This is a genomic window from Rhodococcus sp. As11 (assembly GCF_048957735.1).
Classification (GTDB): Bacteria; Actinomycetota; Actinomycetes; order Mycobacteriales; family Mycobacteriaceae; genus Rhodococcus; species Rhodococcus gordoniae.
The window spans coordinates 244,082-268,722 of sequence record NZ_JARDJE010000005.1 but is presented as its reverse complement, the minus strand read 5'-3'; the positions used below and the strand labels follow the sequence as shown (position 1 = coordinate 268,722).

Below are 24,641 nucleotides of genomic sequence, written 5' to 3'. Positions count from 1 at the left end.
ATCGGTCAGACTGCGACGCGCACCGGGGCGGGAGCCTCGGTGGACGGTTCGCTCGTGGCGGTCGGATGGGGACGGCGGAGGAAGACGAACCAGGTCACGACGATGCACGCGAGGTAGAAGATCGCGAAGACCCAGAAGGCCATCGTCGCGGACTGGGCCTGGCCGCCGTAGGAGGCGCGGAAGACCAGGTTGATGCCGACGCCGCCGAGGCCGCCGATGGCACCGGCGAAACCGATGAGGGCACCGGACATGCTGCGCGACCAGGCGGCCTTCTCGTCGCGATCCAGGTCGTCGAGATCCTGCGCACGGGCCTCGAAGATGGACGGGATCATCTTGTAGACCGAACCGTTGCCGAGTCCGGAGAGCAGGAACAGGGCGATGAAGCCGAGCACCATGGCGGTCAGCACACCACCGGTTGCTGCGCCGGTGGCGCGGTCGTCGAGGGTGCCGGCGACGATGAGCACCGCGGCGGCCAGGGCCATCGCGACGAAGGTGTAGAGGGTGATCCTGCCGCCGCCGATGCGGTCCGCGAGCTTTCCGCCGAGCGGCCGCGAGATCGATCCGAGGAGCGGGCCGATGAAGGCGATCTGCGCGGCGTGCAGGGCGGCCTGGGCGGGGGTGTCGCCGCCGGCGAGGAAGTTGATCTGCAGGACCTGACCGAAAGCGAAGCCGAAACCGATGAACGAACCGAAGGTGCCGATGTAGAGGAAGGAGATGATCCACGAGTCGCGGAACTTCAGCGCGGCGCCCATGGCCCGCAGGTCGGCCTTCTGATCACCGAGGTTGTCCATGAACAGTGCGGCGCCCAGGGCTGCGACGGCACACAGGACCAGGTAGACCGCGCACACGATCCAGGGCTCGGTGTTGCCGACGGTGGCGATGACGAGCAGACCGATCAGCTGGACGGCCGGGACACCGATGTTTCCGCCACCGGCGTTGAGTCCGAGTGCCCAGCCCTTCAGGCGCTGCGGGTAGAAGGCGTTGATGTTGGTCATCGACGACGCGAAGTTGCCGCCGCCCACGCCGGCGAGTGCTGCGACCAGCATGAAGGTGGTGTAGGAGTGGCCCGGGTTCAGCATCAGGTACAGCGCCCCGAGGGTGGGTATCAGCAGTACCAGGGCGCTGAAGATGGTCCAGTTGCGGCCACCGAAGCGGGCGGTGGCGACGGTGTACGGGATGCGCAGGATCGCGCCGACGAGTGTGGGCACCGCGACCAGGAAGAACTTGCCGGCGGCGTCGATGCCGTACACCTCGGTGGGCATGAACAGCACCATGACCGACCAGATCGACCAGACGGAGAAGCCGACGTGTTCGGCGATCACCGACCAGATCAGGTTGCGCTTGGCGACCTGCCTGCCGCCCGCCTCCCACGCCTCGACATCCTCGGCGTCCCACCGCTCGATATTGTGCCTCCGCGCGAATTTGTCTCGGAGACTTTCTTTTTCGATGAAGATCGTCATCGCCGTTCCTCCTCGGGTCCGTGTCGATCCCCAAGGTAGGAAACGGGTGTTGCTACGGTGCTGCCCGCGGTGTCCGTCGCGTCAAGAGTTGCTCACCCCGGCGCCCGCCGCCCTGTGAGGTGTTACAGGAGGAACCGCACGAGGTCGGCGGTGTGCGCGAGGCCCGGGAAGGCGTCCTCGGTCGAACGCGGGTGCAGCGCGTGCACGGCCAGCCGGAAGATCACCGCGCGCAGCAGCATCTGCGGCCATTCCGGCAGGTCCTCCCACCGGCCGATGAGTCCTTCGTCGGCGCCGCCCCACGACAGTGCGTCGACGACGGCGACGGCGGCCGCCCACGAGGCCGGACGCCAGTAGGGGGTGATGTCGGTCAGCCCGGGGGCCGCGCGCCCGGCGAACAGGACGGTGCCGAACAGGTCGCCGTGGACGAGCTGGTCGGGCAGGTGCACCGGCTTGCGGAAGGTCGCGAGCTGGTTGATGAGGTCGAGGCTCTTGCGGCCGTCGGGTGTCACCGTCTCGGGCGCACCGGCCGCGCGGGCGCTGCGCAACGGCACGGTCTCCCAGGCCGCGCGGTCGGCCGCGACGAAGACGTCGACGTCCTCCCAGGGTGCGACCGGAGGCTGCATGAGGAAACGGGGGCGTTCGAGCTGCGCTGTGGCGGTGTGCAGCCGCAGCGACAGCGAGACCACTTCGTCGTGCCTGGGCTCGGACGTACCGACGATGTAGGTGTCGGCGCGCCATCCGGAGACCACGTAGCGACCGTCGGTGGACCGCACCGGACGGGCCAGCCGCACACCGTCGACGGTCAGGGTCTCCCGCACTTTGGCGGACCAGGCCGCGCGAGCATGATCGGCGACTCGGGACAGCACCACGTCCCCACATCGGAAACCGCCGTCCCAGTCGGGCCCGAGCGGGACCGGTTCGACGTCGCGGAGACCGAATGTGGAGCACACGTGCTGAGGCGGTTCGAGTGAGCTCACGCAGCTCAACCTACCGCCGCACACCGCCCGGATCGGGAAGGCACTCCGCTGTTTCAGGTCACAACGAGGTCACCGTCAGTACACCGGTAGCGAGGGATCCACCTGCTGCGCCCACGCGATCACCCCGCCGTGCAGATGTGTCGCGTCCGAGAATCCGGCTCGCACAAGCACTTCGAGCGCCTCGGCCGATCGGATTCCCGTCTTGCAGTACAGCACGATCGGCGTGTTCTGCGGCAGGTCGGCGAGGACCTCACCGGAGAGGATGCGGTCCTTCGGCACGAGCCGGGCACCGTCGATGCGGACGATCTCCCACTCGACGGGTTCGCGCACGTCGATCAGCGCGATGTCGCGGCCCTCGTCGAGCATCCGGCGCAACTCGCTGGGGGTGACGGCCGAGCGAGCCGACGCGGCGGCATCGGGAACGATCCCGCAGAAGGCCTCGTAGTCGACGAGTTCGGTGACGGGCACCCGTCCCGGATCCCGGCGCAGGGTCACCGTCCGGAACGACATCGCGAGCGCGTCGTAGATCAGGAGGCGACCGAGCAGCGGCTCGCCGATCCCGGTGACGAGTTTGATCGCCTCGGTCGCCATGACGGTGCCGATCGTGCCGGGCAGGACGCCGAGTACCCCGCCCTCCGCGCAGGAGGGAACCATCCCCGGTGGCGGTGCCTCGGGGTAGAGGTCGCGGTAGTTCAGGCCGCGTCCGTCCGGGGCGTCCTCCCAGAACACCGATACCTGGCCTTCGAAACGGAAGATCGATCCCCACACGTAGGGCTTGCCCGCGAGGACCGCGGCGTCGTTGACGAGATAGCGGGTCGCGAAGTTGTCGGTGCCGTCGAGGATGAGGTCGTACTGCTCGAACAGCTGCACGGCATTGCTCGACTCCAGGCGCGTCTCGTGCAGGCGCACGGTCACACCGTCGTTGATCGCCAGGATGCTGTCGCGGGCACTGTCCGCCTTGGGCCGTCCGACGTCGGAGCGGCCGTGGATCACCTGGCGCTGCAGGTTGGACGTCTCCACGTCGTCGAACTCGACGATGCCGATCGTGCCGACCCCCGCCGCCGCGAGATACAGCAGGGCGGGCGAACCCAGGCCGCCGGCGCCGATGCACAGCACCCGCGCGTTCTTCAGGCGACGCTGGCCGGTGACCCCGACATTCGGGATGATCAGGTGACGGCTGTACCGGGCGACCTCCTCGCGACCGAGCTCCGCGCCGGGCTCCACGAGCGGCGGAAGAGGTCGTCGCGTCGACGGTGTCGTTGCGGTCACGGATTCTCCTGTCGCGATGCGTCGTGCGTCACCGTCCATCGTGCCATTCGCGGAAGCCTCCCCCGACAGCCCTCCCGACGGTTGTGCCCCGGCGGTTGTGCCCCCGACAACTGTGCCCCGGCGGCTATGCCCGCGGGTACGGCCAGGGATTGAACCGGCACCGCAGTCCGTCGGCCGGGACGGCGCCGTCCGGGTCGAGGCGGGCGATGTCGTCGTTGGCGGTTCCGAAGGTCTGCTGCATCATGATCGGCGCCAGACCACCGTCGATGGTGCAGGCGTCGTGCTGCGCCAGGCCGATGGCGTGACCGACCTCGTGATTGACGAGGTATTGGCGGTACGACCCGATGTCTCCCTGGAAGGCGACGGCCCCGCGCACCCATCGCGCCTCGTTGAGGAACACCCGCTCCATCGAGGGGTTGAAACACGAACCCTCGAGCGGGATGTCGTAGCCGCATCCTTCGCGGATGGTCATCTGCGAGGTGAGGGAGATCCGGAAGTCCGGCTCACCGGTGTCGATCCGGCGGAAGGCCAGGGCCTCGTCGCCGATCCAGCTGCGCGGATCGGCGAGGGTCCGATCCACCATCGTCGCGAAGGCCGCGTCGCCGCCGTAGCCGGTGGTGTCGATCCCCTCCTCCACTTCCACCGTGTAGGTGAACACGCGGGTCTGTCCCGCCCCTGCCTGTCCGGTGGTGCCGGGAAGGATCCGCCACTGCCGGGCACCGGCCGCCGTGAACGGGCCACCGGCCGGCAGGGCGCCGGACTCGAGCGACTCCGGGAAGGTTCCCTCTGCCCGCGGCGCCTCGACGACGATGTCGGTGACCTCGCCCGCCACGGCCGTCTCGGCGGGCATGTTCTCGCCTCCCCCGCGCACGGCGTCCCACAGCACGACCAGGGTCACGACGGCGAGGATCGGCACGGCATAGGCACGCCAGCCGTAGGTGGCGACGAACCTGCCCACGCGGGTCTGCTTGCGGACGTCCCGTTCGGGTCGCGGTCGGCGCGGCGGCCGGTCCGGCCGTCCCACCGGGTCCCACACGGCACGCAGGGGCTGGTGCGACCGGCGACCCGCCTCGGGTCGTTCCGTTCCTCGCGACCGGGACGAACCGGGCAGCGTCGGGGAAGGATCTGTCGGCGAGGAGCCCTGCGGGCCCCTGCTCTCGCGCACTCCTCCACGCTCGATCACGGATGTCAGGATGTCATATCGAGACCATTTCGATATCCGAAGCGCCGAACCTGCGCCCCCATTCGTGCACCGGGAACGGATACTGGGCGGTAGGCCGATCCGTTCGACACGCGACTTCACCTGTAACGTGCAGAGACGAGGAGCGCCGAGGTGGTACAGGCCACGTTCGGAAGTAGTGCAGATTGGGAGTAAGCATGACCGACGTCACCGAACGAGCATCCGGCCGGGGTTCCAACGGCAAACGGGGCGCCCGGATGCCGCGTGACGAGCGTCGTGCCCAGTTGCTCGAGGCTGCCAGCGAGGTCTTCGTCACACGCGGTTACCACTCGGCCGGCATGGACGAGATCGCCGAGTGCGCCGGAGTGAGCAAGCCCGTCCTGTACCAGCACTTCCCCGGCAAGCTCGAACTGTATTGCGCCGTGCTCCAGAACTATGTGGACACCCTCATCAACGGCGTACGCCAGGCCCTGCGGTCCACCACCGACAACCGTCAGCGCGTGCGCGCCGCGGTGCAGGCGTTCTTCGATTTCGTCGACAACGACAGCCAGGGATTCCGGCTCGTCTTCGAATCCGATCTGATGGGCGAACCGCAGGTGTCGCGGCGGGTGGAGCAGGCCACCGAGGCGTGCGTCGACGCCGTCTTCGACCTCGTCAGCCACGACTCCGGTCTCGATCCGTACCGGGCCCGCATCCTCGCGGTCGGCCTGGTGGGAACGAGCCAGTTCACCGCACGCTACTGGCTCGACGCCGCACGCCCGATCCCCAAGGAGGACGCGGTCGACACCACGGTCGCTCTGGCCTGGGGCGGTCTCAAGCACGTGCCGCTGCAGCCCGAACTCCGTCGGCGCTGACGACACAGCGAACACTGTCGGCGCTGACGACACAGCGAACACTGTCGGCGTTGACGAGAGAGCGAACACCGTCGGCACTGACGGCACCGTACGAACGACGAACGGGCCGGGGCGACAAGCCCCGGCCCGTTCTCGTCGGTCGCTCTCAGTTGGCGGCGAAGCCGACCTTGCCCAGCGTGGCAGGACCGATGTCCACGTAGCTGATCTTGGCGGCCTGCACGAGAACCTTGCGGCCCTTCTCGTCGACGAGGGCGAGCACTCCGTCGTCGGCGCCGTTCAACGCGGCCCGGACGAGCTTCTCCACCTCGTCGGGCGTCTGGTCGCTGACGACGACAACTTCGCGCGGGCTGTCCGCGACGCCGATCTTGACCTCCACGGTGGACCTCCGAATCTCATGCATGAAAACCGAGCGGGTACTGCTGTCCGCCCCAGGCTAATGCAGTCCGAGCACCGACATCCGTTCGGCGTGCTCGACCTGCATACGATCGAACAGAGCCGCGATGTTCGTCAGGTCGCCGGACGCGAGAATCACCAGTTCGGCGAGTTCCTCGTTCTGGGCGAGCACGTACTGCGCCTGGGTGATGGCCTCACCGAGCAGCCGGCGTCCCCACAACATCAGACGGTCCTTCTGCAGCGGACTCCGCTCGACGACTTCGCGGACCTCCTGCACCACGAACTCCGAGTGCCCGGTCTCGGCGAGGACCTCCCGGACCACCGCGGACACCTCGGGCGCGAGCATGTCGGCGATCTCACAGTAGAAGTCGGCGGCGATGCCGTCGCCCACATACGCCTTGACGAGCACCTCGAGCCAGGTCGAGGGGGTGGTCGACGCGTGGTACGCGTCGAGCGCCTTGCGATAGGGCTCCATCGCCGCGTAGATCTCCGCTCCGCGCTCGGTGAGGGCGGTATGGAGCGTCTCGAAATGGCTCATCTCCGCAGCTGCCATGCTTGCGAGCGCGACCCGGCCGCGCAGGGACGGGGAGAACCGGGCGTCCTCGGCGAGCCGGTAGAACGCCGAGATCTCGCCGTACGCGAGCACGGCGAACAACTCCGACACACCGGGATGATCGGCGGGGACTGCGGCCTCTTCCGGCGCCCGGCCGGGCTCTGCTGTGGACGGCGACTTTTCGGCTCCCATGACGACGAAGCGTAGTACTACCTCGTGGAATGCGCTGGAACCGGTACAATGGTCCGGGAAGCCCGCGCTTCGAGCCGCCGACCGTGGCCCGCGAGCTTCCCAGATAATGTGCGCGCACCCGAACTGCGGATCGCTGCCGCGCTTCGCCGAGCCCGGTTCGACACCGCTCGTGCTGAGGTGCAGGCCGGTCGCCTTTCCCCCTCGTGCGTGCGTGCCGAGACCAGGAAGGCCAGACCCCTGAGCAAGATCACCATCGACCACGAAGACGACGCGAGCGAGACGACCGTCTCCGCGCAACTCGACTCCACCCACGTACCCCCCACCTTCGGTGAGCTCGGTGTCCGCGACGAGATCGTCCGCGCCCTCGCCGAAGTCGGCATCGAACGTACCTTCGCGATCCAGGAACTCACCCTGCCGCTCGCCCTCGCCGGCGACGACCTCATCGGTCAGGCCCGCACGGGTATGGGCAAGACGTTCGGCTTCGGCGTTCCCCTCCTGCACCGCATCGCCACCGAGGGATCCGGCACGACCACGCTCGACGGCACCCCCCGTGCCCTCGTGATCGTCCCGACCCGCGAACTGTGCATCCAGGTCACGAACGACCTCGTGAATGCCTCCAAGTACCTGCCCGGCAGCCGCAAGTCCGGCCTCGAGGTCCTGTCGATCTACGGCGGTCGCCCCTACGAGCAGCAGATCGACGAGCTGAAGAAGGGCGTCGACGTCGTCGTCGGCACGCCGGGTCGTCTGCTCGACCTCGCCAACCAGGGTCATCTCATCCTCGGCAAGATCGGTGTCCTCGTCATGGACGAGGCCGACGAGATGCTCGACCTCGGATTCCTGCCCGACATCGAGCGCATCCTCACGATGGTCCCCGACCGCCGTCAGACGATGCTGTTCTCGGCCACGATGCCCGGCCCGATCATCACCCTCGCCCGCACGTTCCTGAACCGCCCGACGCACATCCGCGCCGAGGAGGCCGAATCGTCGGCCGTGCACGAACGCACCCAGCAGTTCGTCTACCGTGCGCACGCCCTCGACAAGGCCGAACTCGTCGCCCGCGTGCTGCAGGCCGAGGGCCGCGGCGCCACCATGGTCTTCACCCGCACCAAGCGCACGGCGCAGAAGGTCGCCGACGATCTCGTCGAGCGCGGCTTCGCATGCGGCGCGGTGCACGGCGATCTCGGTCAGATCGCGCGCGAGAAGGCACTCGACAAGTTCCGCAGCGGCAAGATCGACGTGCTCGTCGCGACGGATGTCGCCGCGCGCGGTATCGACATCGACGACGTCACCCACGTCATCAACTACCAGTGCCCCGAGGACGAGAAGACCTACGTCCACCGCATCGGCCGTACCGGTCGCGCCGGCCGTACCGGTATCGCGATCACCCTCGTCGACTGGGACGACGTGCCGCGCTGGCAGCTCATCGACAAGGCGCTCGATCTCGGCATCCCGGAGCCGATCGAGACCTATTCGAGCTCCCCGCACCTGTTCGAGGAACTGAACATCCCGACCGACGCCACCGGGCGTGTCCGCAAGGCCGCCCCCGCCGCCGCTCCCGCCGAGGACGGCGAGAAGCGCGAGCGCACCGGCCGCGAGGCGGGATCGCGACCGAAGCGCAACCGGGTCCGCCGCCGCACCGTGCGCGGCAGGTCGGCCGACGGTTCCGCGACGGACGCCGCTCCTACCGGTGCCGACGACTCGACGGCGACCGAGGCACAGCCGGCCGCATCCGAGACGGGCGAGGGCACCGGGGCGGAGACTCCGGCCCGCCGTCGCCGTCGTCGCCGTCGCACCCGTTCGGGCGAGGGCCCCGCCGGTCGCGCAGAGCAGCAGGACACGTCGAGCGTGGAAGCAGTCTCGACGTCGTCCGCACGATAGCCACGTGCTCGCGCCCGAGCGCCGCACCCGCACCGACCTTCTCGTCGCAGCCGCACTCGTCGTCACCGCTCTGGTGGCGGCGAGTGTCGTCTGGCTGACGTCGGATGCGCGGGGCACCACGTCGACGACCTGGGACGGACCCGTCCCCACTCCCGCGACCGCACAGTCGCTCCCCCTGACCCTCGCCGAACTGTGGCGTGCTCCGAGCGCCGCGACGACCGCACCGGTGGTGTCCGGGGGCACGATCGCCACGGCCGACGGTGGTGCGGTCGTCGGCCGCGACCCGCAGTCGGGTGAGGAGCGCTGGCGGTACGACCGCGACCGGGCGTTGTGCGCGGCCACCGAGGCCTGGGGCGATGTGGTCTCCGTCTACCGCGACCCGCGGGGATGCGGTCAGGTCACCGCACTCGACGCCGGTAGCGGCGCCCGGGGCGCGCAGCGGTCGAGCGACGCCGACGATCCGATCCGGCTGGTCGACACCGGTTCACACCTGATCGCTCTCGGCGACACGCGCCTCGAGATGTGGCGTTCCGATCTGGTGCGCACCGTCGAGTACGGGCGGGTCGACGCCCCGGTGAACCCGAACGCCCAGCCCCGCTCGGGGTGCGAACTGCGCTCGGCGGATGCGGGAGCCGAGGTGCTGGCCGTCCTCGAACAGTGCGCGAACGAGCCGACCACTCGGCTCACCCTGCTCGAGCCCACCCCCGACGACAGTCAGAAACCCGAGGAACTCGCCTCGTCGGTGCTTCCGGATGCCGACCGTGACTCCCAGGCCAGGGTCGTTGCCGTGGTCGGCGACCGCACGGCGGTCTACCTGGCGCCCGACGACACCGCCGGGCCGCGCATCGAGGTCTTCGACAGCGCGGGCACCCTCGTCGACACCCACATCCTGCCGCGTCCGGCCGGAGCATCCGAGGATCCCGCACTCGAACGCGGCGGTGTACTCGTGTGGTGGACCGGCCGCGACACCGTCGCACTGTCCACCACCGATTTCGCTCCGCAATGGACCGTCGAGGACACACTCGGAACCGGCGACATCATGGCCGGTTCACTGTTGCTCCCCGTCGAGGACGCCCTGCTGGGAGTCGACTCCCGGACCGGGGAGCGCGGGCCGCGCATCGATGTCGAGCGCGGTGCAGTGTCGTCGGTGAACATCGCCGTCGCAGGGGACGTCGTCGTCGAGCAGCGCGGCGACGAACTCGTCGCGCTGCGCTGACGGCGGGGCCGCCTCGGTCGGCACCGACGGCAGGGCCGTCCCGTTCAGCACCGACGGCGGGGCCGTCCCGTTCGGCATCGACGGCGGGGCCGTCTCAGTCCGTAACGGTCTCGAAGGTCACGAGTTCCGCCTCACCCGACCAGTAGCGCATCAGGTTCTCGGCGAGAGCGCGGTAGGCTGCGGCCCCCTTGTTCCTCCGTCCCGCCAGCACCGTGGCACCCGACGCAGAGGCTTCCGCGAAGCGGACCGTGCGCGGCACGGGCGGCGCCAGCACCGGCAGGTCGTACCGATCGGAGACGTCGGCGAGCACGTCGCGGCTGTGCGTGGTCCGTGAGTCGTAGAGGGTCGGCAGCGCGCCGAGCAGCTCGAGATCCGGATTGGTGATCTGTTTCACCTCGTTCACCGTGCGCAGGAGCTGCCCGACTCCCCTGTGCGCGAGCGTCTCGCACTGCAGCGGAACGAGCACGGACCGCGCCGCGGTCAGCCCGTTGAGGGTGAGGACGCCCAGAGAGGGCGGGCAGTCGATGACGACGACGTCGTAATCGTCCTCCACCGACGCGAGCGCCCGCTTCAGGGTGTATTCACGCCCCGGCTTCATGAGCAGCATCGCCTCCGCGCCCGCGAGGTCGATGGTCGCCGGGAGCAGCGACATCCCTTCCGCTGTCCCGAGCAGGACGTCCTTCGTCTCGACACCGCCGACGAGCACCTCGTGCACGGATTGTTCGAGCTTGTCGGGGTTGTGTCCGAGCGAGAAGGTCAGACATCCCTGGGGATCGAGATCGACGACGAGCACCCGCCGGCCCAGCGCCGACAGTGCGGCACCCAACGACGCGACGGTGGTCGTCTTGGCGACGCCACCTTTCTGATTTGCCACTGCAAGTACCGTTGCCACGACCCCGATCCTCGCGCACTCGACGGCGCGGCGCGAGGTGAATCCACGCACGAGACCACAGGAGGCAGCCCGTCGTGATCCGCAGAGCCATACCCGAGGACGTCCCCGCGATCACCGGCCTGATCTACGACCTCGCCGAATACGAGAAGGCCCGGCACGAGTGCACGGTGGTCCCCGAGCAGATCCACGAGGCCCTGTTCGGCCCGCGACCCTCCGTCTACGCGCACGTCGCCGAGGAACCGGGTGAGAACGGCGGACCGGCGCGTGTCGTCGGCGTGGCGCTGTGGTTCCGGAACTTCTCCACCTGGGACGGCGTGCACGGCATCTACCTCGAGGATCTGTTCGTCCTACCCGAGCATCGCGGCAAGGGGCACGGACGTGCGCTGCTCGCGGCACTCGCCCACGAATGCGTGGAGCACGATTACACCCGTCTGTCCTGGTCCGTACTGAATTGGAACGAGCCGTCGATCGGTTTCTACCGCTCGCTCGGAGCCGTCGCGCAGGACGAGTGGACGACCTTCCGGCTCAGCGGACCCGCGTTGCGCGCCCTCGGGAGCTGAGCGGCTCACTCGTCGGCGTCGGGCGCGTACTCGTGCGCCAGCCACCGCGAGGTGGGCGGGCTGAACAGCAGCACGAGCGTGGGCACCACCACGAGCGCCAGCACGGTGCCGATGACCGGCTGGTGCGAGTCGGTCAGCAGCGACCACACCACGGGCAGCAACAGCAACTGCGCGAGCACCGCCACGGCACGCCCCCAGCGCACACCGCGCACGAGTGCGATCCCGCCGGCCAGGACTCCGCCGAACAGAACGAACAACCACAGCGCGAAGCCGTAGCCGTTGGTCACCGACTGATCGTGCTCGCCCGAGGCGGCACGGATGATCGAGTACACCGCGAACCCCATCGCGACGAGCCCCTCGAGGACGACGAGCCAGCCGGCGGCACGTACGGTCGACGGAACGCTGCTGCGAGGTGTTTCGAGAGGCACCCGTCCAGCGTAGTGGACCCGCCGGGTACCACTTAGGCTGATGTTCCGTGCGCGCCCTTCTGATCGTGAACCCGAATGCGACGACGACCACTCCTGCCGGTCGCGACCGCCTCGCTCACGCACTGAGGGGCCGGCTCGCGTTGACCGTCGCGCACACCACCCATCGGGGGCACGCCGCCGAACTCGCGCGCTCGGCGCACGGCGACGGGATGGACGTCGTCGTCGCGCACGGGGGTGACGGCACCGTCAACGAGATCGTCAACGGTCTGCTCGGCCCGTCCCCGAATCGCTCCGCCGATCCGACGCTCCCCCGGCTCGCGGTGGTGCCGGGTGGCTCGGCGAACGTCTTCGCGCGCTCCCTGGGCCTGTCGGCCGATCCACTCGAGGCGACCGGACAGGTGCTCGAGTCGTTGCGGGAGGGCAGGAGCACCCGCATCGGTCTCGGTCACTGCGACGGGCGATGGTTCACCTTCAATGCGGGGCTCGGTCTCGATGCCCAGGTGTGCGAGGCCATCGACCTCAGCCGCGCGGAGGGCAGGAAGGTGACCACGGCGCGCTACGTGCGGCATGCGGTGACCCGGTTCTTCGCGGCGAAGCGGGACGAGCCGACGCTCACGCTCGAGCTGCCCGGATCCGATCCGATTCCGGGTGTGCACTATGCGTTCGTGTCGAACTCGAGTCCGTGGACGTATCTCGAGTCCCGTCCGGTGCACACGAATCCCGGTACGTCGTTCACCACCGGACTCGGGGTGTTTGCCATGACCACCACCCGGGTATTTCCGAGCCTGCGGGTGGTGAGGCAACTCCTGGCCGCCCGTGGCGAGCCGGCGTCCCCGTACCTGGTGCGTGCGGACGACATCGCGTGCGTCCGCGCCCGGGCGTCGCGCCCGATCGGACTCCAGGTGGACGGCGACTATCTGGGACTCCGCACCGAGGTCGAGTTCGTGGCCGTACCGTCGATCCTCGATGTCGTCGCGCCTCGTCCACAGTCCCTGTAGCGGGGCAGCGGCCGAAAGAGAAGCACGAATTCTGTGATTACCACTACCTTCTCGGCCGAAAGGGAGTAGAAAGAGGGGTCGGCGAACTCGAAACTCACACCAGCGTGAGCTTCCCCACGATCATGGTCGATTCTATTGACTCCACGCTCGTTCGTGAAAGCATTCACAAGTAACCGCGCGGAAACACTCCGTGCCGCAGGCGTGAACACGCATTGACCGATCAGCCGGTGCGCACGCACCATCGAAGGAGAGTAGAAGCATGGACTGGCGCCACAAGGCCATCTGCCGCGACGAGGATCCGGAACTGTTCTTCCCCGTGGGGAACAGCGGCCCGGCTCTCGCGCAGATCGCGGATGCCAAGCTCGTGTGCAACCGTTGCCCCGTCACCGCCGAATGCCTTTCGTGGGCACTCGAGTCCGGCCAGGATGCCGGCGTGTGGGGCGGAATGAGCGAGGACGAGCGCCGCGCTCTCAAGCGCCGCAACGCTCGTACCCGCGCTCGCACGGCGGTCTGAGCGGACTCCGACATACGTTCGAAGGCCCGGTCTCCTCACGGAGGCCGGGCCTTCGAACGTCGGGCTTACACACATCGGGACGCCGGACGCCTCAGGCGACCGGCACCTTGCCCAGCGGCAACTGCAGGCGCGCATCGGTTCCGCCGGTGTCGTTGGCCGTCAACTCCAGCGATCCGCCGAGTTCCGCGGCCACCAGCGTCCGGACGATCTGCAGACCGAGCCGGTTCGACGCCTCGAGGCTGAAGCCCTCGGGAAGACCCTTCCCTTCGTCGCGTACCACCACGTCGAGCATGCGGGCCGAACGCTGGGCATTGACGGTGACCGTGCCGTTGACGCCCGGATCGAAGGCGTGCTCGACCGCGTTCTGAACGAGCTCGGTCAGCACCATCACCAGCGGCGTCGCGCGGTCGGCGGGGAACACACCGAGATTTCCCTCCCGCACCACCCGGATCTGACTGCCCACCGTCGACACGTCGACGACGATCGGGATCAGCTGGTCGAAGACACCGTCGAGATCGACCTCCTCGTCCACCGACATCGACAGGGCCTCGTGCACGAGGGCGATGGATGTGACGCGACGGACCGCCTCCCCGAGGGCCTGCTGGGCCTCCGTGTTACCTGTTCGGCGCGCTTGCAGACGCAGCAGAGCGGCGACCGTCTGCAGATTGTTCTTGACGCGATGATGGATCTCCCGGATGGTCGCGTCCTTGCTCAGCAGGGCGCGGTCGCGACGCTTGACCTCCGTGACGTCGCGGACGATCACCGCGGCGCCCCGGATCTTCCCCCCCGGATTCAGGACCAGCGCACGGATCAGGACCGTGGCACCGCGTGCCTCGACCTCCATACGCTGACCGAGACGACCCTCCACGGCCCCGCGGAGGTAGTCGGTGACGTCGCGGCTCTCGAAGGGGTCGGTGACCAGCGCGCGGGTCGTCCCGACGAGATCCTGGCCGATCAGGTCGGAGTTCAGACCCATCCGGTGGTAGGCCGACAGCGCGTTGGGGCTGGCATAGACGACCCTGCCCGCCCGGTCGAGACGGATGAACCCGTCGCCTGCCCGCGGACTCGACTTGGTGTCGGAGCGCGCTTCGGGCGTGGGGAAGGTGCCCTCGCTGATCATGCGATAGAGGTCGTCGGCGCATTCGAGATAGGCCGTTTCGAGAGCGCTGGCCGACCGCCGCGACACGCGCGCGGCGTCGCGACTGAGCACCGCGACGACCCGGCCGTCCCAGCGCACGGGCACGGCCTGCCGGATGTTGATCCCGGCGCCCGGGGACGACTTGACGTCGACTATCGTGCCGGTCTCGAAAGCCTCACGCACGTAAGGATGTTCGTTGTCGGAGACGAGGGTGCCGACAGCGTCCTCCGGGATGACCGTGGACGCGGTGGTGGGCCGGCACTGCGCGACGCACACGATTCCGGACGGCGCGGCATCGACCCAGAGGAGAACGTCGGCGAACGACAGGTCGGCGAGCAACTGCCACTCGCCCACGACCCGCTGCAGGTGATCGACGGCCGCACCCGGAAGATCGGTGTACCTCGCGAGCAACGAGCTGAGTGTGGACACGGGAACCGCTTTCGTACTCAGGAGATATCCGTCGTCAGGAGATGACGGCGATGAGGTCGCCCTGCTGGATGACGTCCCCGACCGTGACGCCCACGGAGGTCACCGTGCCGGCCGTCTCGGCAAGCACCGGAATCTCCATCTTCATCGACTCGAGGATCACCAGCGTGTCGCCCTCGGCCACCACGTCACCCTCTCGCACGACGACCTCGAACACGGTCGATACCATCTCCGCGCGTACGTCTTCCGCCATCGAACACCTCGTTTCACGCTCCGGCGGCGGACCTGCCGACAGGACCACTCGACCGCACGTGAAACACTGTAATGAACGAGAAAGGAGATCCCACCATGGGTAAGCGAGGTCGCAAGAAGCGCAGCCGCAAGGGTAACGCCGCCAACCACGGCAAGCGCCCCAACGCCTGAGACGCGAACAGGGGCCGGAAAGCAGCAGCTTTCCGGCCCCTGTCACGTTCGGACCTGTCGTGTTCGGCGCCGTCCCGAACGGGAGCCCGTGCGTCGTCCCGCTACGACTCGGTGATGTCGGTTTCGGTGATCACCACGGTGCGGCGGATCTGCAACATCAGCCGCTCCCGCAGCCCCTCGGGGGCGTGTTCGCCGCCGCACTTGCGACCGAGCAGCGACTTGATCTTCTCCTCGATCCCGTAGGCCTCGAGACACGTGCCGCACTCGTCGAGGTGCCGTTGCAGCTTCTCCCGGGAACCGGCGTCGCACTCGGAGTCGAGCAGCAGATAGACGTCCGCGATCACCGCCGAGCAGTCGAGTCGATCGAAGTCGGGTTCGCTCACTGCGCTGCTCCCTTTCCGCTCTCGGCCGGATCGGTTGTTCCGGTTGCCGCGTCCACGGCCTTCCCCCGCATGAATCCACGATCGCGCGCAACGTCGGCCAGCAGGCCACGCAGCTGCTTGCGTCCCCGGTGCAGTCTCGACATCACGGTGCCGATCGGCGTGCCCATGATCTCTGCGATCTCCTTGTAGGGGAATCCTTCGACATCGGCGTAGTAGACGGCCATGCGGAACTCCTCGGGAAGTTCCTGCAACGCCGCCTTGATGTCGTCGTCGGGAAGCGCGTCGAGCGCCTCGACCTCGGCGGACCGCAGACCTGTGGACGAATGTTCGGCCGTGGCGGCGAGTTGCCAGTCGGTGATCTCGTCGGTCGGATACTGCGCGGGCTGCCGCTGCCGCTTCCGGTACGAGTTGATATAGGTGTTGGTGAGGATCCGGTACAGCCACGCCTTGAGGTTGGTTCCCTCCCGGAACGACCGGAAGGCGGAGAACGCCTTGATGTACGTCTCCTGCACCAGATCTTCGGCGTCGGAGGGGTTGCGGGTCATCCGCAGCGCAGCGCCGTAGAGCTGATCGAGCAGGGGAAGCGCATCCCGCTCGAACCGCTCCGTCAGTTCTTCCACAGACTCCTCGACCACACCGATCCCTTCATCGACGCCTGTCGAGAAGGCTACCGGTACGACGGCGTCCGGATCGGGGGGACGCCGGACGGCGTCCGGTCGAGGCGGGCACAGCACTGCCACGAATTCTCCGATCGTCGGGTGTCGGGTGGCCGGTGGACCCACCCGTCGGAATGCAACGCCGCACCCACTGCACTTGTTCCCCACCTCCGGTTTTCTAGAGTGATCGGATGGCCTCGACATCCACTCCCGCGACGGTGTTGCTGAAACGCGAGAAGGTCGCTCACCGGGTCCACGAGTACGCGCACGACCCGAGGGCCGCGTCCTTCGGCGCCGAGGCCGTCGAGGAACTCGGCGAGCGCCTCGAGGTCTCCCCCGAGCAGATCTTCAAGACGCTGGTGGTGTCGCCGGCGGACGGCAAGCTCGCCGTCGCGGTGATCCCGGTACCGGCGACGCTGTCGCTCAAGGCCGTGGCAGGGGCGCTGGGCGGCGGCAAGGCCGTGATGGCCGATCACACCGCCGCCGAACGCGCGACCGGCTACGTCGTCGGCGGCATCTCACCGCTGGGGCAGCGCAGGCGTCTACGCACCGTGATCGACGTCTCCGCCGAGCAGTGGGACCGGGTGCTGTGCAGCGCGGGCCGGCGCGGGCTCGAGATCGAACTGGATCCGCACGATCTGATCCGGCTGACCGGCGCGATCGTGGCACCGATCACGGCCGGTCCGTAGGGCCCGTCCGCTCCAGCGGCGCGCCTACAACAGCACCATCTGATCGCCGGCGCCGTCGTCGGGTTGCAGCAGTTCGGGACCATTGTTGCGGATGCTGTTGACCTTCGCGGACACGCGGCGGATCTCGATCGCCGAGATCGCCTCGACGCTCGGCACGATCAGCTCCGGGTGACCGAGGCTGTCGGGGTCGAGCCACGCGTCCCATCGCTCCGACGGGAGGATCAGCGGCATCCGCTCGTGCACGTTGCCGAGTTGCTCGACCGACTGCGCGGTGAGGATCGCCGTGCTCGACAACGGGGGCGCCTTCGGGTTCCGCGGGTCGCGCCACTCGGCCCACAGTCCGGCCATGCAGATCCGCGATCCGTCGGCCGGCGACATGAAGTACGGAACCTTGCGGGGCTTGCCGTCCGGTGCCGGCTCGACCTGCCATTCGTACCAGCCGTCCATCGGGACGAGACACCGTTTGCGGCGCAGCGACCGGGCGAAGCTCGGCTTGGTCGCGACCGATTCGGATCGAGCGTTGATCAGCGGAGCGGACCGTCCGATCTCCTCGGCGAACGGAGGCACGAGGCCCCAGCGCATGCGGCGGAGACGACGACGGACCGGACCGTCGGGATCCTCACCGTCGTGCCTGGCGACGACGGTGAGCACCTCGCTGGTCGGCGCGACGTTGTAGTCGGGTCCCCGCTCGTCCCCGCCGGTGTCGTCGCCGGTCTCGTCGAGTGCGTCGAGTTCGACGGCGAGCATCGCCGGGTCGGCCGTGGAGACATACCTTCCGCACATGCCGTCGAGTGTGGCATCGGGGGGTGACGGAACCGACACCGGCGCACACGGGTGGGCGAGGGTGCCCGCACCGGTCCGGATGGGCGAAGATGGTCGGGTGAGTCTGTGGAGAGCACCCCGCGCCGTGTCCCCGGTTCGAGCGTCGGTGACGCTGCCGGGATCGAAGTCGATCACCAACCGTGCCCTGATCCTGGCCGCACTCGCCGACGGGCCGTCCACCGTGACCGGCGCGCTGCGCAGCCGCGACACCGATCTGATGATCGGAGCCCTGCGCACGCTCGGCACGACCGTCACCGAGCGGGACGGCGGCACCACTCTCGACGTGACCCCCGGGCCGCTACGCGGAGGCGACGTCGCGTGCGGACTGGCCGGCACGGTCATGCGATTCGTGCCGCCGCTGGCGGCGCTGGCCGACAGCGACGTGCGGTTCGACGGCGACGAACAGGCACGCGTCCGCCCGATGAGCACCGTGCTCGACGCGCTGCGCGCGCTCGGTGCCGACATCGACGGCGACCGGCTCCCCTTCACCGTGCACGGCCGCGGGGGCCTCGAGGGTGGTGCGGTGACGATCGACGCGTCGGCCTCGTCGCAGTTCGTCTCGGGTCTGCTCCTCTCGGGCGCCGCCTTCGACGAGGGAGTGGTGGTGCACCACGACGGCAAGCCGGTGCCGTCCATGCCGCACATCGAGATGACCGTCGAGATGCTCCGGGCGGCCGGAGTCCCCGTCGACACGTCCGAGGCGAACACCTGGCGGGTGCCGCCGTCGACGATCGAGGCACTCGATGTCACCGTCGAACCGGACCTGTCGAACGCCACCCCCTTCCTGGCGGCCGCGGCCGTCACCGGCGGTGTCGTCTCGGTACCGCTGTGGCCGGAGTCGACGACGCAGGCCGGTGACGCGATCCGCGGGATCCTCGAGCAGATGGGCGCGGAGGTGTCGTGGGCCGACGGGACGCTCACCGTGCGAGGCCCTCACGAGCTGACAGGCATCGACGTGGACCTGCACGACGTCGGTGAGCTCACGCCGACCGTCGCGGCCCTCGCGGCGCTCGCCACCTCGCCGTCGAACCTGCGCGGTATCGCGCATCTGCGCGGTCACGAGACCGATCGGCTCGCCGCTCTCGCCACCGAGATCGGCCGCCTCGGCGGTTCGGTCACCGAGACCGAGGACGGCCTGCACATCGAACCGGCTCCGCTGCACGGCGACGTCTGGCACTCCTACGCCGACCACCGGATGGCCACCGCCGGCGCGATCCTCGGACTCGTCGTCGACGGGATCGAGGTCGAGGACATCGGCACCACCGCCAAGACCCTGCCCGATTTCGAGGCATTGTGGGAGTCGCTGCTGACGAGGAGCGACTCCTGAGGCGGCGCGAGTACGACGAGTCCGACGTCCGGGTCCGCCCCGGGCGCGGCTCGCGGCCGCGCACGAAGGACCGCCCCGCCCACCGCAACGCGGAGGAGGGCATGGTCGTGTCCGTCGACCGGGGACGGTGGGGTGTCGCACTCGGCGGCGATCCCGAGCGGATCGTGACGGCGATGCGGGCACGCGAGCTCGGCCGGACCCCCATCGTGGTGGGCGATCGGGTGGGGGTCGTGGGTGATCTCTCCGGCCGTCCCGACACTCTCTCGCGCATCGTGCGGGTCGAGGAGCGCAGCACCGTCCTGCGACGCACCGCCGACGACACCGATCCGTTCGAGCGCATCGTCGTCGCCAACGCCGAGCAGCTGCTCATCGTGGTCGCGTTGGCCGATCCCCCGCCCCGGACCGGACTCGTCGAACGCGCACTCGTGGCGGCCTACGCCGGCGGGCTCACTCCCCTGCTGGGGCTCACCAAGAGCGACCTGGCCGATCCCGACGAGTTCGCCGCGCACTTCGCGGATCTCGACATCCCGGTACTGCTGGTCGGGCAGGACGACGATCTCACCGCCCTGCACGACCGGATCGACGGTCGTCTGACCGCGCTGATCGGGCACTCCGGGGTCGGCAAGTCGACGCTGGTGAACCGGCTCGTCCCCGACGCCGACCGGGCCACCGGCGAGGTCTCCGGGGTGGGCAAGGGACGGCACACCTCCACCCAGTCGGTGGCGCTGCATCTCCCCGAAGGCGGCTGGGCGGTCGACACCCCCGGCATCCGCTCGTTCGGGCTCGCGCACATCGGCCCCGACGATGTCGTCGCGGCGTTCGCGGACCTGTCCGAGGCGGTCGAGGACTGCCCGCGCGGATGCACGCATCTCGGGCCGCCGGCCGACCCCGAATGCGCCTTCGACGCCCTGGAGGGCAAGTCGCACCGCCGGGCGACGGCCGTGCGCGAACTGCTCACGGCTCTGGCTTCCAACGACGCCTGGTGATCGAACCCGGGTGACCGAACGAACGAACCCCGGCACCTTCTCCGGGTGCCGGGGTTCGTTCTCGTTCTCGTGACCGCTAGCGCATGCCGAGCGCGCGGCGGATGAATCCGCGCTTGCGGGTCTTCTCGATGGTGGTGGCCAGACCCATGCGGCGACCGGTGACCGGATCGATCTCCGGCACTCCGCCGAAGCCCCGCTCGGAGGCGGTCTCCGGGGCGGCGTCGCGATCGTCCTTGAGGTACTTGTCGGGCAGCGACAGCTTGGCGATGGTGCGCCACGACTTCCAGTACTGCACCGCGAGCGGACCCGTGGTGTACGGCAGGTCGTACTTCTCGCACAGCTCGCGCACGCGCACCGCGATCTCGGCGTACCGGTTGGACGGCAGGTCGGGGTAGATGTGGTGTTCGATCTGGTAGCTCAGGTTGCCGGTCATGAAGTCCATGACCCGGCCGCCGGAGATGTTCGCGGAACCGAGCATCTGACGCAGGTACCACTGGGCGCGCGTCTCGTTCTCGATGTCCTGCTTCGTGAACTTCTCCGCACCGTCGGGGAAATGACCACAGAAGATCACCGCGTTGGTCCAGATGTTGCGCACGAAGTTCGCGGTCGCATTGGCTTTCATCGTGGACTTCCACGACTTACCGCTCAGCGCCGGGTAGACGACGTAGTCGCGCAGGTGCTGCTTGCCGAGCTTGGCGAGCACCTCCTTGCCGCGCGCCTTGGTCAGCTCGCGGTCGTCGCGTCCCTGGACGACCTTGCCGAGCTCGAGGAGCTGGATGGCGATGCCGTACTGGAACAGCGCCGCGAGAATCGCGTTGTAGGCGACGTTGCCGAGGTAGAACGGCTTCCACCGCTGGTCGCGGGTGACGCGCAGCAGGCCGTATCCCACGTCGTCGTCCATGCCGAGGATGTTGGTGTACTTGTGGTGCAGGTAGTTGTGAGTGATCTTCCAGTGCGCCGACGGGTCGACGTTGTCCCACTCCCAGTTGGCCGAGTGCACCTCGGGGTCGTTCATCCAGTCCCACTGCCCGTGCATCACGTTGTGCCCGAGCTCCATGTTCTCGATGATCTTCGACAGGGAGAGCATGCCCGTGCCCAGCAGCCACAACGGGCGTCTGTTCGAGCCGAGCAGCACGAGGCGCCCACCGATCTCGAGGCCACGCTGCAACCGGATCGTGTTGCGGACGTATCGAGCGTCGCGCTCACCGCGGGACTCCTCGATATCGCGCCGGATGGCGTCGAGTTCGCGGCCGATGGCCTCGACATCCGCATCCGTCAGGTGTGCGTACTCCTTGACATCCGATATCGCCATGGGAGCTACTCTACCGTAGGTTACGGCTCCGTAGGTTAGCCGAAATCGGAGCTGTGGCGCGAATCACACAGCCACAGGAGGCCTCCGACGACCCGATTCACCACGGCGACGCCGACGCTCTGCTACCGCATGCTCGGCATGGACCCGGAGGGCCGTGAGCAATCCCCGGCGCCGGCCGGTGGACGCCTCGGTCGCCGGCGCCTCCGGGCGCCACCGATCGAACTTGCGCTCGGAGGAGGTTTCCGGGGCGTCGTCGGAGGTCGCCTTCAGGAAGCGGTCGGGCACCGCGAGCTTGTGGATCGTGCGCAGGGCGAGCCAGTACTGCCGGGCGAGAGAGCCGGTGGTGTACGGCAGGTCGTACTTCCCGCACAGCGCCCGCACGCGCGCGGCGATCTCCGGGTAGCGGTTGCTCGGCAGATCAGGGAACAGATGATGCTCGATCTGGTAGCTGAGATTCCCGGTGAGGAAATCCATCGCGCGCCCACCCGAAATGTTTGCGCTGCCGAGCAACTGGCGCAGATACCACTCTCCGCGGGTTTCGTTCTCGTAGTGCTCCGTGGTGAACTTCTCGGCGCCGTCCGGAAAGTGGCCGCAGAAGATCACGAGATACGCCCAGATGTTGCGGATCACGTTGGCGGCGAGGTTCGCCGACAGCGTGCTACGCCAGGCCGGGCCGGTGAGCGCCGGGAAGAACACCAGATCCTTGACGACCTGCCGACCGGCCTTCACCGCGAATTCCTTGTTGGGCCCCGAGTTCCACTGCGCGGGCGGGACGCCTTCGAGTTCCTTCTTCGCCGAGAGATCGTGCAGCGCGATCCCCCATTCGAAGGTCAGGGCGAGGACGATGTTGGCGATCGGCTGCGCGAGATTGCGCGGACGCCACTTCTCGTCGCGCGTCATCCGCAGGATGCCGAATCCCACGTCCTCGTCCATGCCCACGATGTTCGTGTAGGTGTGGTGCGCGTAGTTGTGGGCGCGCTTCCAGTGCTCGGACGGGCCGGTCTGGTCCCACTCCCAGGACGTGGAGTGGATCTCCGGATCGTTCATCCAGTCCCACTGCCCGTGCATCACGTTGTGCCCGAGCTCCATGTTCTCGATGATCTTGGCGAGCGACAGCGCGGCGGTACCGACGATCCAGCGCGACCGGCGGCGGGAACCGAACAGCGCGCAGCGTCCGACCACCTCCAGCACACGCTGCAGACGGATGACGGAATGGATGTAACGCGCGTCCCGGGGGCCGCGCGAATTCTCCACATCCCGTCGAATCGCGTCGAATTCGTTTGCGAGAGCAACGATATCGTCTTCGGTCAGGTGCGAGAACGCGCGGATGTCGGTGATGGCCAAGCGGGATCCTTCGGAGGTTGCTGTCGGTGTCTACACGTCCAGTGTGCAGTCGCCGGCAGCGGCGGAGATGCAGGTCTGGACGCGTTCGCCCTCTGCGTGTTCCTTGCCGGATCGCAGATCGACGACGTGCCCCTTCTCGAGCGGCACCACACAAGTCTGACAGATTCCCATGCGGCACCCGAAGGGCATCAGCGCGCCGACGCTCTCACCGGCCTCGAGAATCGTCGTGGCACCGTCCACGGTGACGGTCTTACCGGACTTCGCGAACGTGATCGTTCCGCCCGACCCCGAGGTATCGGCGCGGCTGACGGCGAACCGCTCGAGATGGACCCGGTCATCGAGTCCCTCCGCAGCCCAGTGCGCGGTGATGTCGTCGAGCATCTGCTGCGGACCGCACGCCCAGGTCTGGCGCTCACGCCAGTCGGGGCACACCTCGGCGAGCTCGGACAGCGCGAACTTGCCCTTCTCGCGCGTGTGACGCACGTGCACCCGGAAGCGGTCGTGGGTGGCGTCGAAGCGTTCGAGCTCCGAGCGGAACATCACGTTCTCGGCCGTCGGCGCCGAGTGGATGTGCACGACGTCGGGCAGATCGAGTTCGCGCTCGATCGCGCGCCGGTCGAGCGTGCGCAGCATCGACATGATCGGCGTGATGCCACTACCGGCCGTCAGGAACAGGATCTTCGCCGGCGGCGGATCGGGCAGGACGAAATCGCCCTTCGGGGCCGCGAGGCGCACGACGGTCCCCTCCGGGACACCGCCGACGAGGTGGCTCGACAGGAACCCCTCGGGCATCGCCTTCACGGCGATGGAGATGACCTTGTCGTCCCAGGTGGGCGAGGAGGTCAGCGAGTAGGAGCGCCAGTGCCAGCGACCTTCGATGTGCAGGCCGATCCCGATGTACTGGCCGGGGGCGTATCCGAAGTCGAAGCCCCAACCCGGACGGATGACGATCGTCGCGGAATCGGGTGTCTCCTGGCGCACCGACACGATGCGCCCGCGCAGTTCACGGGCGGACCACAGCGGGTTGACCAGATGCAGATAGTCGTCGGGAAGCAGAGGGGTGGTCAGCCGGGCCACCGCGCCGCGCAGGACGTTGGAGAGCGATTTCTCTCCCGGCGCGACGTGTGCCGCAGGCTTTTCGATCCATTCCTTCAGACCCATCCGACCGTTTCTCCTCACTCCGGTTACGCCTCCGTAGGTTATCAGAGGTTACGGAAGCGTAGGTTGCGGTCGAGACGGCCGTCACACCGAAGGCGGGGTCAGAGCAGGTCGAGCAGAAAAGGCAATTCCTGGGTCGCGTACCAGGCCAGTTCGTGGTCCTCCGCGTCGCCGAGGACGAACTCCGCCTCCTCGTCGCCCAGTTCGGCCGCATCGACGACCTCACGCGCCCGCGCGACGTCGGTCTCCGCTTCCTGCAGGTCGATGTGCACCGAGGCCACCGCACTCATCGGGATCGGCCCGGTGAGCCGCACGACCGCATCATCGAGATCCGGCCGCGGCTTCACCTCGTCGACATCGGCCGCGATCACCACACGGCGGGACGCGAAGGACGGGTGATCACCGGGCTCCTCCGAGGCGAGCAATCGCAGCGACGCACGTGCCGCCTCCGCCATCGCGACCTCGGCGAGCTCTTCGTCGTCACCCGCCGTGTAGGCCTCCCGCAACGTGGGGGTCACCGCGAAGGCCGTCCTGCTCACCGGATCGACCTCGTCGTCGGCGACGAGTCGCTGCACCATCGCGAGCGTTGCCGGTACATAGACACGCGTCACTT

27 protein-coding genes are annotated in these 24,641 nt (G+C 68.3%); 10 read left to right on the top strand and 17 right to left on the bottom strand.

Annotated features, from left to right (window positions below):
* Positions 1-5: 5 nt before the first annotated feature.
* The 4 genes from PV766_RS09140 to PV766_RS09125 all read right to left on the bottom strand — a co-directional run bounded on the left by PV766_RS09140 (position 6) and on the right by PV766_RS09125 (position 4,889).
* Entirely contained in the window at positions 6-1,460 is a 1,455-nt protein-coding gene (locus tag PV766_RS09140; protein WP_421096895.1) for a nitrate/nitrite transporter, read from the bottom strand.
* Between the two features lie 122 nt (positions 1,461-1,582).
* Positions 1,583-2,437: a TIGR02569 family protein gene (locus PV766_RS09135; RefSeq protein ID WP_006550248.1), complete on the bottom strand. Its 855-nt coding sequence runs from the start codon at positions 2,435-2,437 to the stop codon at positions 1,583-1,585.
* A 75-nt stretch (positions 2,438-2,512) separates the two neighbouring features.
* Positions 2,513-3,745 (bottom strand): adenylyltransferase/sulfurtransferase MoeZ, encoded by a 1,233-nt coding sequence (gene moeZ, locus PV766_RS09130; protein WP_277986177.1) that lies wholly within the window; start codon positions 3,743-3,745, stop codon positions 2,513-2,515.
* 85 nt (positions 3,746-3,830) lie between these two features.
* Positions 3,831-4,889 carry a DUF3152 domain-containing protein gene (locus tag PV766_RS09125; protein ID WP_371053702.1) on the bottom strand — a complete coding sequence of 353 codons (1,059 nt, stop codon included), beginning with the start codon at positions 4,887-4,889 and terminating at the stop codon, positions 3,831-3,833.
* Between the two features lie 194 nt (positions 4,890-5,083).
* On the opposite strand from PV766_RS09125, the gene PV766_RS09120 reads away from it, so the two are divergent.
* Entirely contained in the window at positions 5,084-5,740 is a 657-nt protein-coding gene (locus tag PV766_RS09120) for a TetR/AcrR family transcriptional regulator (protein ID WP_006550245.1), read from the top strand.
* A gap of 145 nt (positions 5,741-5,885) precedes the next feature.
* On the opposite strand, the gene PV766_RS09115 is transcribed toward PV766_RS09120, so the two are convergent.
* On the bottom strand, positions 5,886-6,116 hold the full coding sequence (locus tag PV766_RS09115; protein ID WP_006550244.1) for a DUF3107 domain-containing protein: 231 nt from the start codon (positions 6,114-6,116) through the stop codon (positions 5,886-5,888).
* 57 nt (positions 6,117-6,173) lie between these two features.
* On the bottom strand, positions 6,174-6,878 hold the full coding sequence (locus PV766_RS09110) for a ferritin-like fold-containing protein (RefSeq protein ID WP_255161355.1): 705 nt from the start codon (positions 6,876-6,878) through the stop codon (positions 6,174-6,176).
* Positions 6,879-7,085: 207 nt separating this feature from the next.
* On the opposite strand from PV766_RS09110, the gene PV766_RS09105 reads away from it, so the two are divergent.
* Both PV766_RS09105 and PV766_RS09100 read left to right on the top strand, forming a co-directional pair.
* Complete coding sequence (locus PV766_RS09105; protein ID WP_371053703.1) at positions 7,086-8,756, top strand: DEAD/DEAH box helicase; 1,671 nt, start codon at positions 7,086-7,088, stop codon at positions 8,754-8,756.
* Between the two features lie 4 nt (positions 8,757-8,760).
* Positions 8,761-9,972, top strand: a complete 1,212-nt coding sequence (locus tag PV766_RS09100) for a PQQ-binding-like beta-propeller repeat protein (protein ID WP_064065260.1) — start codon at positions 8,761-8,763, stop codon at positions 9,970-9,972.
* Positions 9,973-10,066: 94 nt separating this feature from the next.
* Here the strand turns inward: PV766_RS09100 and PV766_RS09095 are convergent, their stop codons facing one another.
* Positions 10,067-10,864, bottom strand: coding sequence for a ParA family protein (locus PV766_RS09095; RefSeq protein ID WP_026003545.1), 798 nt, complete (start codon positions 10,862-10,864; stop codon positions 10,067-10,069).
* 74 nt (positions 10,865-10,938) lie between these two features.
* Here PV766_RS09095 and PV766_RS09090 point away from each other — a divergent pair, with 74 nt between their 5' ends.
* The gene (locus tag PV766_RS09090; protein ID WP_064065261.1) at positions 10,939-11,424 is read left to right on the top strand and encodes a GNAT family N-acetyltransferase; all 486 of its coding nucleotides are present in this window, start codon (positions 10,939-10,941) and stop codon (positions 11,422-11,424) included.
* Between the two features lie 5 nt (positions 11,425-11,429).
* On the opposite strand, the gene PV766_RS09085 is transcribed toward PV766_RS09090, so the two are convergent.
* Positions 11,430-11,852 (bottom strand): hypothetical protein, encoded by a 423-nt coding sequence (locus PV766_RS09085; protein ID WP_371053706.1) that lies wholly within the window; start codon positions 11,850-11,852, stop codon positions 11,430-11,432.
* Between the two features lie 47 nt (positions 11,853-11,899).
* Here PV766_RS09085 and PV766_RS09080 point away from each other — a divergent pair, with 47 nt between their 5' ends.
* Positions 11,900-12,850 (top strand): diacylglycerol/lipid kinase family protein, encoded by a 951-nt coding sequence (locus PV766_RS09080; RefSeq protein ID WP_129976400.1) that lies wholly within the window; start codon positions 11,900-11,902, stop codon positions 12,848-12,850.
* Between the two features lie 259 nt (positions 12,851-13,109).
* Complete coding sequence (locus tag PV766_RS09075; protein ID WP_006550236.1) at positions 13,110-13,364, top strand: WhiB family transcriptional regulator; 255 nt, start codon at positions 13,110-13,112, stop codon at positions 13,362-13,364.
* 91 nt (positions 13,365-13,455) lie between these two features.
* Here PV766_RS09075 and PV766_RS09070 read toward each other — a convergent pair whose 3' ends face one another.
* Together PV766_RS09070 and PV766_RS09065 are read right to left on the bottom strand one after the other, a co-directional pair.
* Positions 13,456-14,931 carry a sensor histidine kinase gene (locus PV766_RS09070; RefSeq protein ID WP_129976401.1) on the bottom strand — a complete coding sequence of 492 codons (1,476 nt, stop codon included), beginning with the start codon at positions 14,929-14,931 and terminating at the stop codon, positions 13,456-13,458.
* A 34-nt stretch (positions 14,932-14,965) separates the two neighbouring features.
* Positions 14,966-15,181 (bottom strand): biotin/lipoyl-binding carrier protein, encoded by a 216-nt coding sequence (locus PV766_RS09065; RefSeq protein WP_026003384.1) that lies wholly within the window; start codon positions 15,179-15,181, stop codon positions 14,966-14,968.
* A gap of 95 nt (positions 15,182-15,276) precedes the next feature.
* Here PV766_RS09065 and PV766_RS09060 point away from each other — a divergent pair, with 95 nt between their 5' ends.
* A complete protein-coding gene (locus PV766_RS09060) occupies positions 15,277-15,351 on the top strand; it encodes a 50S ribosomal protein bL37 (protein ID WP_022597109.1) in 75 nt (24 codons plus the stop codon).
* A gap of 101 nt (positions 15,352-15,452) precedes the next feature.
* Here the strand turns inward: PV766_RS09060 and rsrA are convergent, their stop codons facing one another.
* Both rsrA and PV766_RS09050 read right to left on the bottom strand, forming a co-directional pair.
* On the bottom strand, positions 15,453-15,734 hold the full coding sequence (rsrA, locus tag PV766_RS09055; protein WP_016934542.1) for a mycothiol system anti-sigma-R factor: 282 nt from the start codon (positions 15,732-15,734) through the stop codon (positions 15,453-15,455).
* Positions 15,731-16,369 carry a sigma-70 family RNA polymerase sigma factor gene (locus PV766_RS09050; protein ID WP_051017571.1) on the bottom strand — a complete coding sequence of 213 codons (639 nt, stop codon included), beginning with the start codon at positions 16,367-16,369 and terminating at the stop codon, positions 15,731-15,733. The genes rsrA and PV766_RS09050 overlap by 4 nt, the downstream gene beginning before the upstream one ends.
* A 212-nt stretch (positions 16,370-16,581) precedes the next feature.
* On the opposite strand from PV766_RS09050, the gene ybaK reads away from it, so the two are divergent.
* Positions 16,582-17,079 (top strand): Cys-tRNA(Pro) deacylase, encoded by a 498-nt coding sequence (ybaK, locus tag PV766_RS09045; protein WP_421096894.1) that lies wholly within the window; start codon positions 16,582-16,584, stop codon positions 17,077-17,079.
* Positions 17,080-17,103: 24 nt separating this feature from the next.
* Here the strand turns inward: ybaK and PV766_RS09040 are convergent, their stop codons facing one another.
* Complete coding sequence (locus PV766_RS09040) at positions 17,104-17,862, bottom strand: SOS response-associated peptidase (RefSeq protein WP_421096893.1); 759 nt, start codon at positions 17,860-17,862, stop codon at positions 17,104-17,106.
* A 79-nt stretch (positions 17,863-17,941) separates the two neighbouring features.
* On the opposite strand from PV766_RS09040, the gene aroA reads away from it, so the two are divergent.
* On the top strand, positions 17,942-19,228 hold the full coding sequence (gene aroA / locus PV766_RS09035; protein WP_172506116.1) for a 3-phosphoshikimate 1-carboxyvinyltransferase: 1,287 nt from the start codon (positions 17,942-17,944) through the stop codon (positions 19,226-19,228).
* The gene (gene rsgA / locus PV766_RS09030) at positions 19,195-20,214 is read left to right on the top strand and encodes a ribosome small subunit-dependent GTPase A (RefSeq protein ID WP_064065266.1); all 1,020 of its coding nucleotides are present in this window, start codon (positions 19,195-19,197) and stop codon (positions 20,212-20,214) included. Before aroA ends, rsgA begins: the two co-directional genes overlap by 34 nt.
* Positions 20,215-20,290: 76 nt before the next feature.
* On the opposite strand, the gene PV766_RS09025 is transcribed toward rsgA, so the two are convergent.
* The 4 genes from PV766_RS09025 to PV766_RS09010 form a co-directional block, all read right to left on the bottom strand.
* The gene (locus PV766_RS09025; RefSeq protein ID WP_129976403.1) at positions 20,291-21,526 is read right to left on the bottom strand and encodes a fatty acid desaturase family protein; all 1,236 of its coding nucleotides are present in this window, start codon (positions 21,524-21,526) and stop codon (positions 20,291-20,293) included.
* Between the two features lie 63 nt (positions 21,527-21,589).
* Complete coding sequence (locus PV766_RS09020; protein WP_129976404.1) at positions 21,590-22,870, bottom strand: fatty acid desaturase family protein; 1,281 nt, start codon at positions 22,868-22,870, stop codon at positions 21,590-21,592.
* Between the two features lie 30 nt (positions 22,871-22,900).
* A complete protein-coding gene (locus PV766_RS09015; protein ID WP_255161358.1) occupies positions 22,901-24,031 on the bottom strand; it encodes a ferredoxin reductase in 1,131 nt (376 codons plus the stop codon).
* Between the two features lie 98 nt (positions 24,032-24,129).
* The gene (locus PV766_RS09010) at positions 24,130-24,639 is read right to left on the bottom strand and encodes a DUF6912 family protein (RefSeq protein WP_129976406.1); all 510 of its coding nucleotides are present in this window, start codon (positions 24,637-24,639) and stop codon (positions 24,130-24,132) included.
* Between the last annotated feature and the right edge of the window lie 2 nt (positions 24,640-24,641).

What these genes read in the sequence shown, in the direction of transcription:
- PV766_RS09075 (WP_006550236.1), top strand. Translation starts at nt 13,110, where the DNA reads ATGGACTGGCGCCACAAGGCCATCTGCCGCGACGAGGATCCGGAACTG.
- PV766_RS09120 (WP_006550245.1), top strand. Translation starts at nt 5,084, where the DNA reads ATGACCGACGTCACCGAACGAGCATCCGGCCGGGGTTCCAACGGCAAA.
- moeZ (WP_277986177.1), bottom strand. Translation starts at nt 3,745, where the DNA reads ATGGACGGTGACGCACGACGCATCGCGACAGGAGAATCCGTGACCGCA.
- PV766_RS09065 (WP_026003384.1), bottom strand. Translation starts at nt 15,181, where the DNA reads ATGGCGGAAGACGTACGCGCGGAGATGGTATCGACCGTGTTCGAGGTC.
- aroA (WP_172506116.1), top strand. Translation starts at nt 17,942, where the DNA reads ATGGGCGAAGATGGTCGGGTGAGTCTGTGGAGAGCACCCCGCGCCGTG.
- PV766_RS09015 (WP_255161358.1), bottom strand. Translation starts at nt 24,031, where the DNA reads ATGGGTCTGAAGGAATGGATCGAAAAGCCTGCGGCACACGTCGCGCCG.
- PV766_RS09110 (WP_255161355.1), bottom strand. Translation starts at nt 6,878, where the DNA reads ATGGGAGCCGAAAAGTCGCCGTCCACAGCAGAGCCCGGCCGGGCGCCG.
- PV766_RS09025 (WP_129976403.1), bottom strand. Translation starts at nt 21,526, where the DNA reads ATGGCGATATCGGATGTCAAGGAGTACGCACACCTGACGGATGCGGAT.
- PV766_RS09140 (WP_421096895.1), bottom strand. Translation starts at nt 1,460, where the DNA reads ATGACGATCTTCATCGAAAAAGAAAGTCTCCGAGACAAATTCGCGCGG.
- ybaK (WP_421096894.1), top strand. Translation starts at nt 16,582, where the DNA reads ATGGCCTCGACATCCACTCCCGCGACGGTGTTGCTGAAACGCGAGAAG.
- PV766_RS09040 (WP_421096893.1), bottom strand. Translation starts at nt 17,862, where the DNA reads ATGTGCGGAAGGTATGTCTCCACGGCCGACCCGGCGATGCTCGCCGTC.